This window comes from Actinoplanes sp. SE50/110, assembly GCF_900119315.1.
GTDB lineage: Bacteria > Actinomycetota > Actinomycetes > Mycobacteriales > Micromonosporaceae > Actinoplanes.
Window position 1 is genome coordinate 215,215 of record NZ_LT827010.1, and the last position, 16,081, is coordinate 231,295.

Consider the following 16,081-nt stretch of genomic DNA (forward strand, 5'->3'; position numbering starts at 1 on the left):
TTTCCTGGGTACCCGCCACACCGGCCAGCACATGCTCTGCTCAGGGAGCGTGGCCGACCGGGACCGTGCGGGCCGACGCATCCTAGCTGTCGCGGTCGCCCCGGGCCGCCTTCAGGGGATCTTCAGCCTGACCACAGCCGTGGTTGCCATGGTGATGCCCTACCGCCCCCGGGCTAAGCCGATGAAGGAGTAACACTGCCGCCATGGCGTTCATCGTGGCCGCGATCACCGACCGGCACACCCGCGACAGAATCCAGGAACTACTGACCGCCGAGGGCCACATTCCGATGCTGTTCAGCCGCGCCACACCGGCCGCTACCGAAATCGTCGACGGTCTGCCCGACGTGGTCGTCCTGGACGCCTACCTGCCTGAGCCAGAGATGACGCACGTCCTGACAGTCATGCACGAGCACGCTGCGACGGCCGGCATCCCTGTTCTGGTGTACGGGTCACTACGGGGCCTGCCCGAGACCCAACTCGTCGAGACCGGTGGCACCCTGATCCAGGTCAGCACCGTACCAACGCTGTTGGCCAGCGCCGTGCAAATGGTCCTCAACGCCCGCCGCGACTGGAACCCAGGCGCAGGCCGGCGCTCTTGCCCTCCGGCTGGCGGCGCGTCGGTGCAGGGCGGGAGCGGTTCGGTAGCACCCAAGCCCAAGATCATCTAGCTGGTCACCGATGGTCTTATGGTGATCGCGTTTAGTAGCGCAGCCTGCGGTTTCCCCGCCGCAGTCGCGAGAAGAACGGACCCCTTGCATGAACCACCGCCGGAACTTGCGGGTCGCCGCTGCCGCGGCCGCCGCCACCTTGACCACCCTGTCGATGTCCGGCGCCGCCATGGCGGCCAAGGGCCACAAGCCGAAACCGGCCGTGCCAGCGGTGCGTGACAGTGACCACGACGGCATGCCCGACACCTGGGAGAAGGCCAACGGGTTGAACCCGCGCCGCAACGACGCCAGCGGCGACGCCGACCATGACGGCCTGAGGAACTTGGCCGAGTTCAAGGCGCGCACCAGCGCCCGCGCCGCCGACACCGACCGTGACGGCATGCCGGACGGGTGGGAGGTCGGCAACCGTCTCGACCCGCTGCGCAACGACGCCAGCGACGACGCGGACGCCGACAAGCTGACCAACCACCAGGAATACCTCGTCCACGACAACCCCCGCGCGGGCGACACCGACCGCGACGGCACTGATGACGGCACCGAGGATCCCGACAACGACGGCCTGAGCAACGTGCAGGACTTCGAGCTCGGTGATAACCCACTCAAGGCCGACAGTGACGGCGATGGAGTTGCCGACGGCGCTGAGGACGCGGACGGTGATGGGCTGAGCAACGTTGACGAGTTCCAACTCGGTGACGACCCGCAGAAGGCCGACAGCGACGGCGACGGTGTGTCCGATGGTGACGAGGACAGCGACGACGACGGTGTCAGCGACGGCGACGAACTGGACAGCGGTGACAACCCCCGCGACGGCGACAGTGACCACGACGGCGTCCGGGACGGCGAGGACAACGCTGGCACCATCGCCGGCTACGACTCCACCACCGCGGCGCTCACCCTGTCCACCGCGGCGGGTATGACCGTCACGGTCACCGTCACCGACCACACCGAGATCGGCTGGTATCGCCGGTCCGCGGCCTGCCCGGACCCCGCCACCATCGACGACCTCACTCCCGGCCAAGCAGTGCACAAACTAAAGACCGACGACAACGACAACGACAACGAGGACAGCGACGACAACGAAAACGACCGCGGCGACAGTGTGACCGGCGCGCCGACCGCTGAGAAGATCACGCTGGTCTGCTCATAACCACCACGGTCGCCCCGGCAGCTCGTCAAACTGCGAGACATGCAGCGAGGCGCTGATCCACTCGCGCGACGCCGTCATCGCCGCCGAGGATGCCGGCGGTCTCGGCGTGGCTGAGGCCGCTGGCGTCCCGGGTAGCCCTCGGCGCCGGTGACTGCGCAGGCCGCGGGGATCATCAGCGATCGTCGTCGGCCGGCGGTACGGTCCGGGCCTGCTCGACCACATCGGCGGGGTCGGCGTCCGCCGAAGGGCGACTGCCGGCGGATCCGCTTGGCGGGGAGGGCGGCGGCACGCTGTTCGGCCACGTCGGCAGGCTCGGCTTCCAGGCCGGTGTCCCGGGGCGCTGCGGTATCCGGCTCAGGCACTTCCTGCTGCTGTTCGAGCGCATCGGTCTGTGGCATCGTAGCCAGTAGTTTCCTCGCGGTGATCTCGCATGGCCGCTGCGATTCCCGCTACGGGCCTGCTCACTCGCGGGCGATAGGCGAGTCACCGGGTGCTGGAGGCGCCGCAGTCACCGCTCCCTCGGATGAACGCTGACCTATTCCGGGGATATGTGCCCTTGTGTCATGTTTGGCTGCGGTGATGGGCGAGGAACATCCTGCCGAGGGTGACGGTGATGCCGGCGCGTCGGTGCAGCAGATGGAGCTGACTGCCGGGGCGATGTCGTGGGAAGCGGCGAACAAGCTCGCGGCGGTGACGGCGCGGGCGGCCGGCGCGCCGACCGCGCTGATCCATCTCACCGATGGTGATCATCTGCGGCTGGCCGGTGGTGCCGGACTGCCGGACGGGTGGAAGCGTATCGGTCATGTTCCGGTGTCCTCGGGGCTGGCCGGGATCATTCTCGGCAGCGGCGAGCCGCTGATCGTAACCGACACCGCCGCGGATGTCCGGGTGCCGGCCGGTGCGCCGATCAGCGCCGTCGCCGGTCGCGCGTATGCCGGGTTCCCGATCCGTGACCCGCAGGGCACGCTGGTCGGGGTGTGCGCCGTGCTGGACTATCAGGTCCGGCAGTGGACCGACGAGGAACTGGCCGGGGTACGCGAGGGCGCACAGGCGTGTACGGCGTTCGTCGCCGAACAGCAGGCCCGCCAACAAGCGGACCAGCAGCGGCGCTTCCTGGACGCCTTGCTGGCCAGCCTGCAGGCCGGTGTCACTGCCTGTGATGCCCAGGGCCGGCTGGTGCTGGCCAACGACCTGGCCGTGCAATGGGCCGGCGAGTCGTCGCCACCAGCAGATCTGAAGCAATGGGCTGCCCGGCAGCATCTGGCTGACGCCGAGGGCCGCCCATTGCCGGCGCATGCCGTCCCGCTGCTGCGGGCGCTGGCGGGTGAGCAGCTGCGCGACGTCGAGATCACGGTCCGCAACCCGGGGCAGCGGCGGACGGTGCTGCGCACCGACGCACAGCCGATCACCGGCGCGGACGGCGAACGGCTCGGCGCGGTCGTGGTCGCTCAGGACGTCACCGACCAGCGCCGGGCGGCACGGTTTCGTGACGTCGAGTTCGCGGTGGCCGAGGCACTCGCGCACGCCAGCAGCGTGCAGCAGGCCGGCTCCCGCGTGCTGGAGGCGATCTGCAGCACGCTGCACTGGCCCTACGCCGAACTGTGGCTTGTCGACGAGCAGGCCCAGGCGCTGATGCCGAGCGCTCACTATGCCGCCGACCACGTCGAGGCCGGCGAATTGTCGCCCCAGCCGCAACCGGGGGACATGCTCACGGGCGCCGCCTGGCGCACCGGCAAACCGATCTGGATAGGCGACATCGACGCCGCACCCGGCAACAGCGCCGCCCCGGGGCTGCACCTGCGGACCGGCCTGGCCATCCCCGTGCCCTCCGGCGGCCGGGTCCTGGCGGTGCTGTCATTCTTCGCCGACGTCGTGGAGGACCCAGCCGACTCACTGATCGCGCTGCTGTCCGGGACCGCCGCACACGTCGGCGAATTCCTGGAACGCCGCCGCGCCGAAGAACTCGCCCTGGCCCTGGCCCGCACCAAAGACGAGTACCTCGTCCTGGTCGGTCACGAACTGCGCACCCCGCTGACCTCGATCTCCGGCTGCGCCGACTTCCTGCTCACGGCCGAGCCCGCCGTGCTGCTCGCCGACGCCCCCGAGCTGTTGGAGATCATCGCCCGTAACAGCCGGACCGTGCTGCACATCGTCGACGAACTACTTGACCTGACCGGCCTCGACAGCGGACACACCATCATCGCCTGCGAACCGGTCGACCTGGCGGCTGCCGTACGCTCGGCCGCCGCCACGGCGGCCCCGGCGGCCGAGAGCGCCGGTGTGGAGATGGGCCTTCAGCTGGCCGCCGAACCGGTCGTCATCGGCGACCACGGACGCCTGCAACAGGTGATCGGACACCTGATCGCCAACGCCATCGCGCATAGCCAGACCGGCGACCAGGTGAGCGTCACGGTGACCCAGCCCGCGCCCACGGTCGCTGAAGTCACGGTCACCGACACCGGCATCGGCATCCCCGCCGAGGAGCGGCACCGCCTGTTCTCCCGCTTCTACCGCTCCAGCCGCACCCGGGAACGCCGCATCCCCGGCGCCGGACTCGGCCTAGTCCTCAGCCGCGCCATCATCGAACGCCACCACGGCACCATCCAGCTGAACCCCGACACCGGCGCGGCCACCAGCGTCACCGTGCGACTGCCCACCGACCGATGCGAACCCCAACGCCCGAGCCCCGGAGCGGGAACGACACTCTGACGCAAGCCGAGCCCCATCGTGCGCCGATGACTAGGGGCGGTCGGGCGCTCAGCCGATGCAGGTGAACGATGCTTCGCGACCACGACCAGCAGCCGTGGGCGCGGACGATGAAAAGTAAGGAGGTGGGCGTTTCGCGGTATCGCCGCCCGGGCACCGTGCCGTCATGCGCACGCCGGCACCCGCCCTCGCCAGGCCGGTCGACGGACCGGCGCCGACCCTGGACTCCCGCTTCACCGCGGCGGTGCTGACCGACCTGCGCCACGCGGTTCGAACCGCGACAGCCGACGCCGGGCTGCACGGGGAACGACTGGACGACTTCATCGTCGCCGTACAGGAGCTGACCACCAACGCCGTACGGCACGGCGGCGGCCGGGGCCGGCTGCTGCTACGCCGGCACGACGACACCGTGACGTGCGAAATCAGCGACCATGGCAGCGGATTCCCCGACGGCATCCCCGCCACCGGCAGCCCGCCACCGGCCGGCGTACCCGGCGGCCGCGGGCTGTGGCTGGCCACCCAGCTCAGCGACACCCTGCTGATTACCGACCGGCGCGACGGTGTGACCGTCACCATCACTATCTGCCTGACTGCCCCTGGTATCCCGGCCGGTGCGGCACCGGCCGCAGGCTCCGGTACTGTGCCCGCACCACAGCAGTCGGAGCTGGCCATCAAGCCCGGTCCACCGCTTCATGGCAACCCCGGCAGGAGCACACCGGCATGAACCCCACCTGGCAGCACAGCGTGCACCGCGACGCCGCCACCAGCACCATCGCCCTGCGAGGAGAACTCGACCTCGCCGCGACCGCCACCCTGAGCGACCTGTTCGCCGAACAACTCTCCCTCAGTGGCATCACCACCGTGCGCGTCGACCTGACCGCGGTGACCTTCATCGACTCCACGGTGATCAGCACCCTGATCGTCGCCCGTAACACCGCGACCTCCAGCAACCGCCAGTTCACCGTCACTCACGCCGCAGGCCACGTCCGGCGCGTCCTGACCGTGGCGGGTGTCCTGAACACGCTGACCACCGACTTCAGCTGAAAGACCTGAACCGGCGGCTACAGCGATCTGGTCGCGGGCACGGTGCAACTGCAAGGTGACGTGGCAGGCGTGCTCGCCTACGCCGATCATGTGCTGGTGCTAGACCTGCAGCAAGGCGCCGATCACGGTGGAGTCGAGGAACTTCACCGCGGCTAGATCGACGCACACCCGGATTGTGTCGTCATGACCGGCTGCCTCGGTCGGTGTCGCGGACAGCTCACCGGCCTGTAGCAGGTCGAGTTCCCCAAACAGGGTCACCGTCCAGGTGCCGGCGTCCTGAGCGACGTGGCACCACTGGCTGGTCTCGATGACGGTTTGCCTTTCTGGCCGGGGAATGCTGCGGCAGCTTCCACTGTCGGCCACCTGCGAAAGCCCGGCAACCCCGGTTCGGGTGATCGCATGTGGCCCCGGGCATTGCCCTTGCTGCCCGTATCGGCAGAAGGTGCCTTCCATAAAGCGAATCGTGCTGATGCGAGGGGTTCCGCGAGTTGGTTGCTTCTTCGGTTTGGAGCGGAGCGTCGGCCTGTCCAATCGGTGCGCGGTGCCGAGCAGGCAGGTCGACAGGATCCGGTGCCAGGGACCGGCCGGATCGACCGGCCAGCGGCGCAGTCCGGCGTCTGCCGGTTCACGCCGAGAGTCGGGTTGGAAGATCTTGGACTATCCACCGGTGGTGTTCAGCGAGAGTGGGCCAGGTGGTGGAGGGTGGATGTGCGGGCAGCCTCACGCCGTAGGGGGCGTGAGGCTGCCTGTTGCTGATTACTCGGTTGATCTGGCCGCAGGTATTACGGTGCCCGGTTGTTTCGGTCCTCGGCGTAGGGGGTGTCGAGGGGCGTCACCGGGCTTGCTGGTTCAGCTGTAGGACACCCACGACTTGGTGGTCGGGGTGTTCTTGGCGGTGCAGACGGCGTGGTTGCCCGACAGCAGTTCGGTGCTGAGCACGTTGACGGTCAGCCCGCACACGTTCGCGGCGACATCGACCGGCACGTTCTGCAACAGGATGACCTGGTTGCCGCTGGCGATGTCCTGGGCGTAGACGTTGACCAGGCCGTTCTGCGGGGTCGCCATGGCCGGGCCGGTCAGCGCGAGGCTGCCCGCGGCGGCGCCGGCGGTCATGGCGAGGGCGGCGACAGCGGTACGGATACGCATCAGTGGATCTCCGTTCAACCGTAGGGGGTGTTGCTCGAACGGGGGCTCTAATCCCCTCCTCGAAGATCAGTAACCGCGGAAAACCCGAAAGTCAAATTTCCTGCAAGACCCTTCCGGTGGCAGCGGAGCTTGTGTTAGTAGAGGCGTTTCGGGGGCGATATTTGACACCCCCTTCATATATGCAACTTGCATATATGAAGGGGGTGAGTGAAAGAGGTCGAAAACTGCGGTCGAGTCACCTCCTTGCATGTCGCGGCAATACTGATGACGCCCTTAGTGTTGATGCTGCTCACGGCATCGGGTCGGGTAGCGGTCGGCGGCGAGCACTATCGGGTTCATCCGGTTGTAGAGGTGCACACGGCTGTCTTGACGATCCTGTCAGCGATTGACGAGAGTTAGCGTCGATCCCGAGGTGATGCAGATGGTAGTCACGGCGCTACAGGTAGAAACCGTCGCCAGCCGGCGCGGAGTTCGCGTGCGCGTCGTCGGCGAGATCGACCTGGCAACCGCCGGGATACTCGGCGAAGCCCTAGCCGACGCATGGACCGGTACTGGCCACGTCGATCTAGATTTGGCGAACGTGTCATTTCTCGACTGCGCCGGACTGCGAACACTGGATCGCGCCGCCACGGCGTTAGGCGAGCGGCTGCGGCTGGTGGCAGCCAGTGAGACAGTCTGCTGGATGCTGCGCGTCGCCGGCCTGCAGTGGCACCTCGCTACTGCGGCATGCGGGCGGCAGCCCGGCTGCGGTGACTTGCTCAGTCCGGACGCCCGCCTCGAGGCCTCCACTCGAGACTTGACTGAACCGGGAGCCTCGGAAGAAGCGTTCTGAAACTGTTGGTGGGTCACTGTCTGGCAAGTCAACCGGCGTGCCGCGGCTTCGGCGGGTCCCCGAACTCGGTGACGTTCTGCTGCTCTCCACCAACGGGATCACCGACGCCCATACCTGCGGCGGGAACCTTTCGGCGTCGAGCGGCTCTGCGACTGCATGACCAAAGCCCTGGTCGGCCTGCTACCACTCGCCGCCTTGCCTGCCCCCTCCCGCAGCCTCCAGCGGACGTCCTACGCGACGACGCCACCGTGCCGCTCACCCGCGCTGCGCGGCAGCCGACCGGTGCCAGGTAACACCGCGCCCGGCTCAGTTGCCCAACTCAGGAGTTCTCACCGCGCCGGGCATCGGCACCGCTGAGGGCCCATCGCTTCCTTGGCCCTACCCCGATGCGTACGGCCCAGATTGCCCCCGCCGAACTCGCTACCTATTTCCGCAGCTAGCGCCAATATTGGGCTGGTATCGCGGAGTTGCCTTTCCCTGGGCCGGTGCGCGAATCTAGCCGATGAGAGTGCATCCGATAATCGGCAACCGCCGACGGTCGGCTGAAGGCCCTGAGAACCGGGATCGCGAGGCCGGGCCATTCAAATCCTCCTGCCGCTCAAGGCGTGGGCGGATGGTTCGGTCCTACTCGTAGGCGGTCAACCAGTCAGACATCTGCTTGACCTCGCGCCAGATGAACCCTTCGTCACGGAAGGCATTCGCCAAGGTCGCCACACCCTGACTGAACGCTATGACGTGCATGGCGAGTGCGTCGGCCTCCGATTCGTGCCCGAGTAACGCGAACTGTTCACGCAACCAGGTGCGGAACAGGGTGAACACGCTGTTGGCCTCCACGAACGACGCATGATCCAACTTCGCCAGTTCGGTGGTCAGCGTGCCTACCGGGCACCCGTACATTTGGACGTCAGCGCGATTGGCAAGCGGAATCTCGATGTACTTGCGGATCCGCCCGGCGGGCGTGGGCTCCTCGGCCTCCCATCGATCGAGCATCCGCCGCCTCTCGGCGAGGCGGGCATCGATCACGGCCGCCAGGATGTCGTCCTTCGTCTTGAAGTGGTAGTAAAAGTTCCCTCGCGATATCTGGACGGCCTCGGCGATCGCGGCGAACGAGGTGTGCTCGTACCCCTGCTGATAGAACAGCCGATCGGCCGCCTCGATGATCTGCTCTCGGGTCGCCTTGGCGCCGCCCATCGCACACCCCTTCCTTAGGGAGCAATCCTAACACTCGGCTAGGTCACCCGTCCTACAAGGCGGGTCAGCAAGAGCGTCCGCACTTGACGCTTCTAGGTCGCCCGTCCTAATATCTCGATCTGGGACGCCCGTCCTAGTGGAAAGACAAAAGCGGAGGTCACCTTGTCAACCGGCCTTTTCGAGCTGTTCCCTCTGGGAGATCTGACCCTCGCCAACCGTATGGTCATGGCCCCGCTGACCCGCAATCGCGCCGACCATGACGGGGTTGTCACACCGATGATGGTCACCCACTACCGGCAGCGTGCTACCGCAGGCCTGATCATCAGCGAGTCCACTCCTGTCTCGGCCGAGGGCGTCGGCTACCCCAACACCCCCGGCATTCACACCGAGGCCCAGGCGGCCGGCTGGCTCCGCCTCACCGAGGCGGTCCACGCCGAATCAGGTCGCGTCTTCGTCCAGCTGCAACACTGTGGGCGGATCTCGCACCCGAGCCTGCTGCCGGACGGCAGCACCCCGGTGGCGCCATCGGCGCTACGGCCGTCGGGCCGGACCCTCACCCCTTCGGGGCTTCAGGAGTTTGTCACGCCGCGCGAACTCGAAGCCCATGAAGTGCCGGAGATCGTCGCCCAGTTCGAGCATGCCGCCAAGCGGGCGCTCGATGCCGAATTCGACGGCGTCGAAGTACATGCAGGCAACGGCTACCTCGTCGACCAGTTCCTGCGCGATGCGAGCAACATCCGCACCGACGCGTACGGAGGCAGTCCCCGCAACCGGATGCGCCTGCTCAACGAGATCCTCGACGCGGTGTGTGCAGTGTGGCCGGCACACCGGGTGGGAGTGCGGTTCACCCCCGAGAACAGCTTCAACTCGATGGCGGATACCAACCCACAGGCGCACTTCCGGTACTTCCTCGAACAGCTCCGGACCCGCGACCTCGCCTATGTCCACACGCTCGAAGGCGACATGACGACGAAAACCAGCGCCCTCGACTACCGCGCTCTTCGTGACGCGTTCACCGGCACCTACATCGCCAACAACGGCTATGACCTCACCCGCGCCCAGGCAGCGATCCGGGACGGCGCCGCCGACCTCATCGCCTTCGGTGTCCCGTTCCTGGCCAACCCCGATCTGATCCGCCGCTACCGCGACGGCCTCCCTCTCAACACCGCCGATCCGTCCACCTACTACACAGGCGGCCCACTCGGATACATTGACTACCCCACGTACGACGCCTGACCTCATCTGAAACAGATCCCCAACCCGAGGTCGTCGGCGAGGTCACATGCGGCGACGAACCCCCGGACGCGATCTCCGCGTTAACAACCGCCGGCCTATGCGCCGACTTCCCAGCAGGGTTTTGCGACACCCGTCAACGCCTTCGGCGGCCGAGATCTCCTGCAACATGAGGCGCGATTCGGGGAAATCCTGCCCGCCGCCCGCATCATCACATCCGCCAAGACCCAACCCGTAAAGGAACCGCATGTTCATCGTCTTGCTCCGGTTCACCGAAAACAAAACCGCCGCCGGCGAGCACATGGCCGGCCACCAGCAGTGGATCAAGCAAGGTCTGGAAGATCAGGTATTCCTGCTCGTGGGCGGCATCCAGCCACAACTCGGGGGCGCGGTGCTGGCGCACAACACGTCCCTACCGCAGTTGCAGCAACGGGTCGACGCCGACCCGTTCGTCATCCACCGGGTCGTCGACGCCGAGATCCTGGAAATCACGCCGGGCATGGCCGACCCGCGACTGGACTTCCTGATGCCGGCGAGATGACGCCATCCATCCGGCTATGCCGCCGGCCCCGCCGCCCGTAGAGCAGGGACATACCGCAACCTTCCTGAGTCATAGCTCATACCCCTCTCACGTCTCGCGGTCGCTTGCCACTCAGGACGCGACCCTTGATGGCGGCGTCGTGCTTCCCGGGTAGCTGCGCCGCCACGCCACAATCGGCCTGCGGGCTTGGGCCTCTCTGCGCTGGCGGCATGTCCGCGTCAGTAAGCGAGCTGGAAGCTGTGCCGGTCCGGGTGTGTTGCGGGTAGCAGGCAATCATCTTCACCGTGGTTGTCGGCGTGATCGCAGGGGCCCGAGGGCGCCACGTGTCGTTGCCGGGCGACCCAACGGATCCACCACCACTGTTCGCCGCCCATAGCTGCGGCGGCAGACGCCATGTGCTAGGCGTCGTGGCCGGCGGCCAGCTCGCAGACGATCTCGCTCAGTAGGGGCGGATCGACGAGATCTGGCAGCGCGTACAGCTTGGACAACTCGCTGCTGACGAGTGTGGTGGTGGCGGTGCGCCGGAGCCACCGCCCGCCTGGTCGTGGGCTGCTGGTCGTCATGAAAACCTGCGCCTAGTCCTTCTCGGCCGTGGCTTCCTCACCGAACCCGCGGATTTTCGAGTGCTATGACCACCCGGGGACAGGTCCGGCGCTCGGCGTCCCTAACCGGGTAGGTCCTGCGGGCCGAGCCGGTGCAGCAGCGTTCGCGCCACCGCAAGAACCTCGTCCGGATCGAAGGTCAGCACGAAGGCGATGGCATCGTCGTGGCGCCGTCGGGTGCACAGAGCCACGGTGACATGCGGGTCGACGATCACCAGGGCGGACTCCGACTCCACCCCGCTCAGTCCATCAGTGATCGACGTGCGAATCGGCGAAGGAACTGGCAGGCCCGGGCCGGGACCAGAAATACCCACCAGCGCCGTGGTCGAGGCCGCGGCGGCCAGCCGCGGAATCCAGCCGTGTCCCGTCGCCAGGTTCGGGTACGCGCCCAGGACCACGCCGTACGGACCGGCGAACGGCAATTGCCTCAAGACGTACTCGGTGAGCCCGTCGAGCAGATGCCGGTCCCCGGCCCGGGCACAGTGTCGAGCCGAGGCCATATCGAACGCGCTGGCACCGGGTACGTACAACTCAGGGCGGGGAGCACGCAACCGAGCCGACGGGTCGACCGGCCAATCCCGTACGGCGGACAGCGGCCCAGGCCGGGCGAACAACCAGCCCTGCCCCCAGCCGGCGCCTAGCGCGCGTGCTACCTGCAGATCCTGCTCCGTCTCGATGCCCTCGGCGATCACCATCGCACCGGTCCGCTGGGCGTATCCGCACACCAGCGCGGTCGTCTCGATGGTGTGTGCGCTGTACGGGTCGCGCAGCAGGTGCATGTCGAGCTTGACGACCTCCGGTTCCAGCAGCGGCAGGAAGGCCAGCGACAGCCGGTCCGCACCAACATCATCGAGCGCCAGCGCACCGCCGGTGCGGTGCGCCCGGGCGGCGACCTCGAGCAGCGCCGAGGGGTGTGCCGCCAGGGCACGCTCGGTGAACTCCAGCACGTATCGGTAGGTCGAGATCGAGGCGAGCCGTAATCGCAGGTCGTCGCTGAGCGGCCGATCCGCCCCGGCGGGTTCCTTGTTGATGAACACCAGCGGTGGCACCACCGCTCCGGGGGCCTGAGCGATCTCATGTGCCCGGGCGGCGCACAACTGGTCCAGCTCCGGCAGCAAGTCGACCCGCGCAGCGGCCTCGAACAACTGGTCCGGGAACTCCAGCGGGGATCCTGCCGGCCCACGCGCAAGCGCCTCCACCCCCACCAGCCGGCGGGTATCGAGATCGACGATGGGCTGGAACAGCGGCTCAACGGCACGCTCGGCCACTATGCGGGAGATGAGCGCGACAGGCTCGTTGCGGGTGTCACACACCTGCCTGTTGCTCTGGGTCACACCACCAGTCCCGTCCGAGATAGTGTCCGCACCTCTGCTGATCGGCTGACACCCGGCTCACCTGAGCACTGGCGACTCCCCGGATTCGCCCTCATGCCTTCGCCCCTGCCGCGTTTCGTCGAACCGGGTGAGCATGCGCTACCGACAGCAGCGAAATCCGCCTTCCGAGCCACCGCGACGTGGCGCCTCGCCGAACCGAGGTTGCACCCCCGCTGATTGCTCGTCTGCGGCGTGGGCACTGCGGCATCGTGCATTGCGGTGGGGGCACCTTCGACGGCCGGGGCGACAGACGAGGACCTGCGAGACGCAGTATCGCCCCACCACCTTCAGTTCTTCCGCGTGATGCCAAAAGCCGAGTCCGTTCAGGATGCGTTGAACGTTTCCGGCCACCCCAGGGCTGGCCTTCTGGGATTCGGCGCTAGCCGAGATTCGTTCGCCAGCGATCAGACTCATCAGTTCGTCGACCTTGGCGATGACATGTGGAATTGCGGCCTCCAGCGGCGATCCGTCGATGTCCTCAATGACTGCCCGAGTGGAGGTCGAGCGGTTCTACTCGATCATGCGGTGGTCCCAAAAGAAGTTCGGCTGGTGGAGCCAAACCAAATTTTTTGGCAAGCAACGAGCAGGTGCCCGCGTTGACCCACCGATGGACCCGGTTGGCTGCCCTAGCTAGGGGCGAACCTGACCAAAGGCCGTCGAGACCGCGATCGCCCACCACCCCGGGCCGGTGGCCGCTATGCCGTCAGCACTGCTTCCAGGCGACGTGGTACACGGTGTCGATGCGCCCGTCGGTGGAGTCCATGGTCAGGAAGCTGGTGGCGTTACGGCTGGACCAGCCACGGTTGACACGCAGTTCGGTGTTGACGTTGAGGTAGCGGTCTTCGCCGCAGGGCAGGAACGACAGTGACCCGATACCGACGGTGTCGCTGCGCTGCCAGTCGGTGTCGGCCGGACCGGAGAAGTCGTGCCGGATGCGGGTGGACTGCGGCTCGCCCTGGAAGTAGTAGTTCGCGCTCTCCGAACCGGTCGCACCGCGCTCCAGGCGGGCGTAACCACGGTAGTCGGCACCGGCGATAGCGAAGGTGTACCCCTGTGGGACGTGCACGTTCAGGGCAAGTTGGCAGTTCTTGCGGAAGTCGGTCGGCTTCGCGTCGGGGCCGGTCTGGGCCGTGAACTTGCTGTAGGTGACGGTGAATGCCTTGTTGTCCGGCGAGACGGTGACGTCCGCGCTGCCCTCCGGGCAGCCGCTGCCGTTCGCGGCGGCCACGGTGATCGCCATGTCCTCGCCCGGGACGATCGTGGACGGTGCGGCGTGCGCGGCCGTGCCAGTAGCGGCGAGTGAGGCAAGCAGAGTGGCTCCCGTGGCCAGTGCTTTCAGCATGCTGGTTGTTCCTTCCCCTTGCGGGTTGCGTGGTGACGATGCAGTGGAGCGGAAAGGGTAGAGATCGCTCCAATGTCCGTAACGTACTATTAGCGTCTCTGATCCGCTTTAGGAACACGCCTGAAGTAGATCTCGCACGGATGACCGACGGGTTTTCTGACCGTTCGGTGGACCCCTGGGGCGGCCATTCGGTCAGTGGCGGCATCGCCGAAAGGGTTTATGCCAGCGCGGCTGGTTCCTATTGTGATTCTATTTTCTTACGTCATCCGAATGGCGTAAGGTCATCCGAATTCCCGCCCGAATTGCCGGCCTGTGATCCGATCTGTCCGCGACGTCATGTTGCTGAAAGAACTGATGTATTCATCGGAGGGAAAATGAAAAGGATTACTCGTGTGCTCGCAATAAGCGGTCTGGGCCTGGGCGCCGCATTGGCGATCGCTGCGGGGCCCGCGCAGGCTGCCATCGTCACGGCCCAGCCGGCCGGGCACAGCGCGTCGGCCCAGGCCGGCGGCCATTGGGACGACACCGATGTGGTCGGGTATTTCCGGACCCGGTTCGGCTGTGAGCGGGTGGGCCGGCTCGGCGAGTTCCACGGTCGCTGGGACGACTACGACTGCTCACGGGTGTGGTCCGGGTTCAACCGCGGCGCCTGGGTGCTGGAGGTCGCCACCGACGACTGGAACGGCGAGTGGGACGACGACAACTGGTACCACGGCTGGTACGACGGCTGGCACGGCGGTGACTTCAACGGCGGCTGGGATCATGGTGGCTGGCACCGTGATCACGGCGGCTGGGACGGCGACCACCCGGACGGTTCCGGGCGCGTAGCAGTGTTCCCGCTGCACTCCCGGTCCCGGTCGGCGAACTGACCTGAGGCGCCGGTCGCGGGTCACGCCCGTTGCGGCGTGGCCCGCAACCGCATACACCCGGCTGCCGCCGGCGAACAGGGACCAGCCGCTCACGTCGGCATCGAGGTCATCCGTGCGAACGAGGTGCCGTAGCGGGCTGCGGAGTCTGACCGGCCGATTCGGTGCGTTGCGACGGCACATCTACCGCAGCTGGGGCTGGCGCCGGCAGGCGGTAGTCGCGCTGTTGTGCGAGTGCCGAGCCTGCGGATAGCAATTCTTTGATGGCTGCTTTCGGAATCTCTTTGGTGATGTCTCCAGCATGGTGCGGTCCAGGAGCCAGAAGCGGTTGCTGACTGACAGGGGTGGTCGCTGCTTTTGGGTCAGTCGCGGCCCGGTTTGCCACAGGGCGAGCGGAAGTAGGCACACCGCCAGGGAGGTGCGCGGCCATAGCAGCGATGCCGGGCTCGCGTAGCCGCGTACATAGGAAACGGCTATGGCGGCGGTCAGGACGGCGAGCCAGCCGAGATGGTTGCGGAAGGTGCGCAGGCCGTCGTTGCTGGTGCTCTCGTCATGCTGGCCGCCGTCGTAGTGGCTGCTGCGGCCGCCGCGGCGGTCTTGGCCGCTGCAGCGGTGTGGCGGGAACCGGTCGGCGTCCGCTCCGGCCTGGCACCGAAGCGTCTCGGATACCTGGCGGCCGGGGCGGCGGTGGTGATGCTGCCACCGCTGGCCACGGCAGTCATGACCCTTCCGAACTTCATCTCAGCGGTTTTGGCGACTTCACTGACCTGCTTGCTGCCGTGGGGGGCGAGCATTGCCGCGATCGCCTGGCTACGAGGCCGATCGGCGGCTGCGGCCGGTGCAACCGTCGTAGCGTCCGTCGTGCTCTTCGTCGTGTCCAACATCGCTATGCATCGGATGGGCCACGTGTATCCGCCGACTAGTGACTGAGCACCGTGAGCGAGCTTCCCGGCCTGTCGTACGACGTCGACTCCCGCGACTTCGCCGACCCCGGCACGCATGCCATCGTCGCGGCGACGCTGGCCGCTGAGCAGTGACGATCGATCGTGAGCCTGCACTTCGGCCACGAGGGGACGATCGCGGCGAGCGCCCCGCTGCTCGCCGGCCTGAAGGCTCGCGGCCTGCACCCGGTCACCGTTTCAGACCTGGTCGGATGACCGGTCGGCACGATCACCCGAGGTGTTCCGCACCCCGGCTCGCCGGGCCGGCGCGCATGGCGCCGGACAGCCGCCCTGCGCACCGCCGGCCCGCTCACCGCCTGCACCCACGGCGGCTCGCGCAGCGTCCCGCACCGTCCGCCACGCCAGCATCGTCGTCGACGCCGCAGTCCCCGGCGGCGCCGCCACCCGCGCACATCGGTCTACGCGTCGCGGTCGGCGTGGGGCTGTAG

The 16,081-nt window shown here is 67.3% G+C and carries 16 protein-coding genes; 10 read left to right on the forward strand and 6 right to left on the reverse strand.

Annotated features, from left to right (window positions below):
- The first annotated feature begins 203 nt into the window (after positions 1-203).
- The 5 genes from ACSP50_RS00990 (at position 204) to ACSP50_RS01015 (ending at position 5,565) form a co-directional block, all read left to right on the forward strand.
- Entirely contained in the window at positions 204-668 is a 465-nt protein-coding gene (locus ACSP50_RS00990; RefSeq protein WP_014687280.1) for a hypothetical protein, read from the forward strand.
- 88 nt (positions 669-756) lie between these two features.
- Positions 757-1,815, forward strand: coding sequence for a hypothetical protein (locus tag ACSP50_RS00995; protein ID WP_014687281.1), 1,059 nt, complete (start codon positions 757-759; stop codon positions 1,813-1,815).
- A gap of 579 nt (positions 1,816-2,394) precedes the next feature.
- The gene (locus tag ACSP50_RS01005) at positions 2,395-4,524 is read left to right on the forward strand and encodes an ATP-binding protein (protein WP_014687282.1); all 2,130 of its coding nucleotides are present in this window, start codon (positions 2,395-2,397) and stop codon (positions 4,522-4,524) included.
- 163 nt (positions 4,525-4,687) lie between these two features.
- A complete protein-coding gene (locus ACSP50_RS01010) occupies positions 4,688-5,245 on the forward strand; it encodes an ATP-binding protein (protein ID WP_014687283.1) in 558 nt (185 codons plus the stop codon).
- Positions 5,242-5,565 carry an STAS domain-containing protein gene (locus tag ACSP50_RS01015; RefSeq protein ID WP_014687284.1) on the forward strand — a complete coding sequence of 108 codons (324 nt, stop codon included), beginning with the start codon at positions 5,242-5,244 and terminating at the stop codon, positions 5,563-5,565. The genes ACSP50_RS01010 and ACSP50_RS01015 overlap by 4 nt, the downstream gene beginning before the upstream one ends.
- A gap of 99 nt (positions 5,566-5,664) precedes the next feature.
- Here the strand turns inward: ACSP50_RS01015 and ACSP50_RS01020 are convergent, their stop codons facing one another.
- Entirely contained in the window at positions 5,665-6,018 is a 354-nt protein-coding gene (locus ACSP50_RS01020) for an STAS domain-containing protein (protein ID WP_014687285.1), read from the reverse strand.
- A 396-nt stretch (positions 6,019-6,414) separates the two neighbouring features.
- Positions 6,415-6,711, reverse strand: coding sequence for a hypothetical protein (locus tag ACSP50_RS01025; protein WP_014687286.1), 297 nt, complete (start codon positions 6,709-6,711; stop codon positions 6,415-6,417).
- A gap of 415 nt (positions 6,712-7,126) precedes the next feature.
- Here ACSP50_RS01025 and ACSP50_RS01030 point away from each other — a divergent pair, with 415 nt between their 5' ends.
- The gene (locus ACSP50_RS01030) at positions 7,127-7,543 is read left to right on the forward strand and encodes an STAS domain-containing protein (protein WP_085945620.1); all 417 of its coding nucleotides are present in this window, start codon (positions 7,127-7,129) and stop codon (positions 7,541-7,543) included.
- A gap of 624 nt (positions 7,544-8,167) precedes the next feature.
- On the opposite strand, the gene ACSP50_RS01035 is transcribed toward ACSP50_RS01030, so the two are convergent.
- Positions 8,168-8,734, reverse strand: a complete 567-nt coding sequence (locus ACSP50_RS01035; RefSeq protein ID WP_014687287.1) for a TetR/AcrR family transcriptional regulator — start codon at positions 8,732-8,734, stop codon at positions 8,168-8,170.
- 219 nt (positions 8,735-8,953) lie between these two features.
- Here ACSP50_RS01035 and ACSP50_RS01040 point away from each other — a divergent pair, with 219 nt between their 5' ends.
- The gene (locus tag ACSP50_RS01040; RefSeq protein ID WP_231956988.1) at positions 8,954-9,970 is read left to right on the forward strand and encodes an alkene reductase; all 1,017 of its coding nucleotides are present in this window, start codon (positions 8,954-8,956) and stop codon (positions 9,968-9,970) included.
- 244 nt (positions 9,971-10,214) lie between these two features.
- Positions 10,215-10,508, forward strand: coding sequence for a YciI family protein (locus tag ACSP50_RS01045; protein WP_014687289.1), 294 nt, complete (start codon positions 10,215-10,217; stop codon positions 10,506-10,508).
- A gap of 398 nt (positions 10,509-10,906) precedes the next feature.
- Here the strand turns inward: ACSP50_RS01045 and ACSP50_RS41445 are convergent, their stop codons facing one another.
- The 3 genes from ACSP50_RS41445 to ACSP50_RS01055 all read right to left on the reverse strand — a co-directional run bounded on the left by ACSP50_RS41445 (position 10,907) and on the right by ACSP50_RS01055 (position 13,825).
- Positions 10,907-11,071, reverse strand: coding sequence for a hypothetical protein (locus ACSP50_RS41445; RefSeq protein WP_014687290.1), 165 nt, complete (start codon positions 11,069-11,071; stop codon positions 10,907-10,909).
- A gap of 101 nt (positions 11,072-11,172) precedes the next feature.
- Entirely contained in the window at positions 11,173-12,444 is a 1,272-nt protein-coding gene (locus ACSP50_RS01050) for an EAL domain-containing protein (protein ID WP_014687291.1), read from the reverse strand.
- A gap of 742 nt (positions 12,445-13,186) precedes the next feature.
- Positions 13,187-13,825 (reverse strand): DUF4360 domain-containing protein, encoded by a 639-nt coding sequence (locus ACSP50_RS01055; protein WP_014687292.1) that lies wholly within the window; start codon positions 13,823-13,825, stop codon positions 13,187-13,189.
- A gap of 392 nt (positions 13,826-14,217) precedes the next feature.
- On the opposite strand from ACSP50_RS01055, the gene ACSP50_RS01060 reads away from it, so the two are divergent.
- Positions 14,218-14,694: a hypothetical protein gene (locus tag ACSP50_RS01060; RefSeq protein WP_231956833.1), complete on the forward strand. Its 477-nt coding sequence runs from the start codon at positions 14,218-14,220 to the stop codon at positions 14,692-14,694.
- A gap of 549 nt (positions 14,695-15,243) precedes the next feature.
- Positions 15,244-15,621, forward strand: coding sequence for a hypothetical protein (locus tag ACSP50_RS01065; RefSeq protein WP_014687294.1), 378 nt, complete (start codon positions 15,244-15,246; stop codon positions 15,619-15,621).
- Positions 15,622-16,081: the final 460 nt, after the last annotated feature.

Bases quoted from the DNA above. Each gene is read 5' to 3' on its own strand.
- ACSP50_RS00990 (WP_014687280.1), top strand. From the start codon at position 204: ATGGCGTTCATCGTGGCCGCGATCACCGACCGGCACACCCGCGACAGA.
- ACSP50_RS00995 (WP_014687281.1), top strand. From the start codon at position 757: ATGAACCACCGCCGGAACTTGCGGGTCGCCGCTGCCGCGGCCGCCGCC.
- ACSP50_RS01005 (WP_014687282.1), top strand. From the start codon at position 2,395: ATGGGCGAGGAACATCCTGCCGAGGGTGACGGTGATGCCGGCGCGTCG.
- ACSP50_RS01010 (WP_014687283.1), top strand. From the start codon at position 4,688: ATGCGCACGCCGGCACCCGCCCTCGCCAGGCCGGTCGACGGACCGGCG.
- ACSP50_RS01015 (WP_014687284.1), top strand. From the start codon at position 5,242: ATGAACCCCACCTGGCAGCACAGCGTGCACCGCGACGCCGCCACCAGC.
- ACSP50_RS01020 (WP_014687285.1), bottom strand. From the start codon at position 6,018: ATGGAAGGCACCTTCTGCCGATACGGGCAGCAAGGGCAATGCCCGGGG.
- ACSP50_RS01025 (WP_014687286.1), bottom strand. From the start codon at position 6,711: ATGCGTATCCGTACCGCTGTCGCCGCCCTCGCCATGACCGCCGGCGCC.
- ACSP50_RS01030 (WP_085945620.1), top strand. From the start codon at position 7,127: ATGCAGATGGTAGTCACGGCGCTACAGGTAGAAACCGTCGCCAGCCGG.
- ACSP50_RS01035 (WP_014687287.1), bottom strand. From the start codon at position 8,734: ATGGGCGGCGCCAAGGCGACCCGAGAGCAGATCATCGAGGCGGCCGAT.
- ACSP50_RS01040 (WP_231956988.1), top strand. From the start codon at position 8,954: ATGGTCATGGCCCCGCTGACCCGCAATCGCGCCGACCATGACGGGGTT.
- ACSP50_RS01045 (WP_014687289.1), top strand. From the start codon at position 10,215: ATGTTCATCGTCTTGCTCCGGTTCACCGAAAACAAAACCGCCGCCGGC.
- ACSP50_RS41445 (WP_014687290.1), bottom strand. From the start codon at position 11,071: ATGACGACCAGCAGCCCACGACCAGGCGGGCGGTGGCTCCGGCGCACC.
- ACSP50_RS01055 (WP_014687292.1), bottom strand. From the start codon at position 13,825: ATGCTGAAAGCACTGGCCACGGGAGCCACTCTGCTTGCCTCACTCGCC.
- ACSP50_RS01065 (WP_014687294.1), top strand. From the start codon at position 15,244: ATGCTGGCCGCCGTCGTAGTGGCTGCTGCGGCCGCCGCGGCGGTCTTG.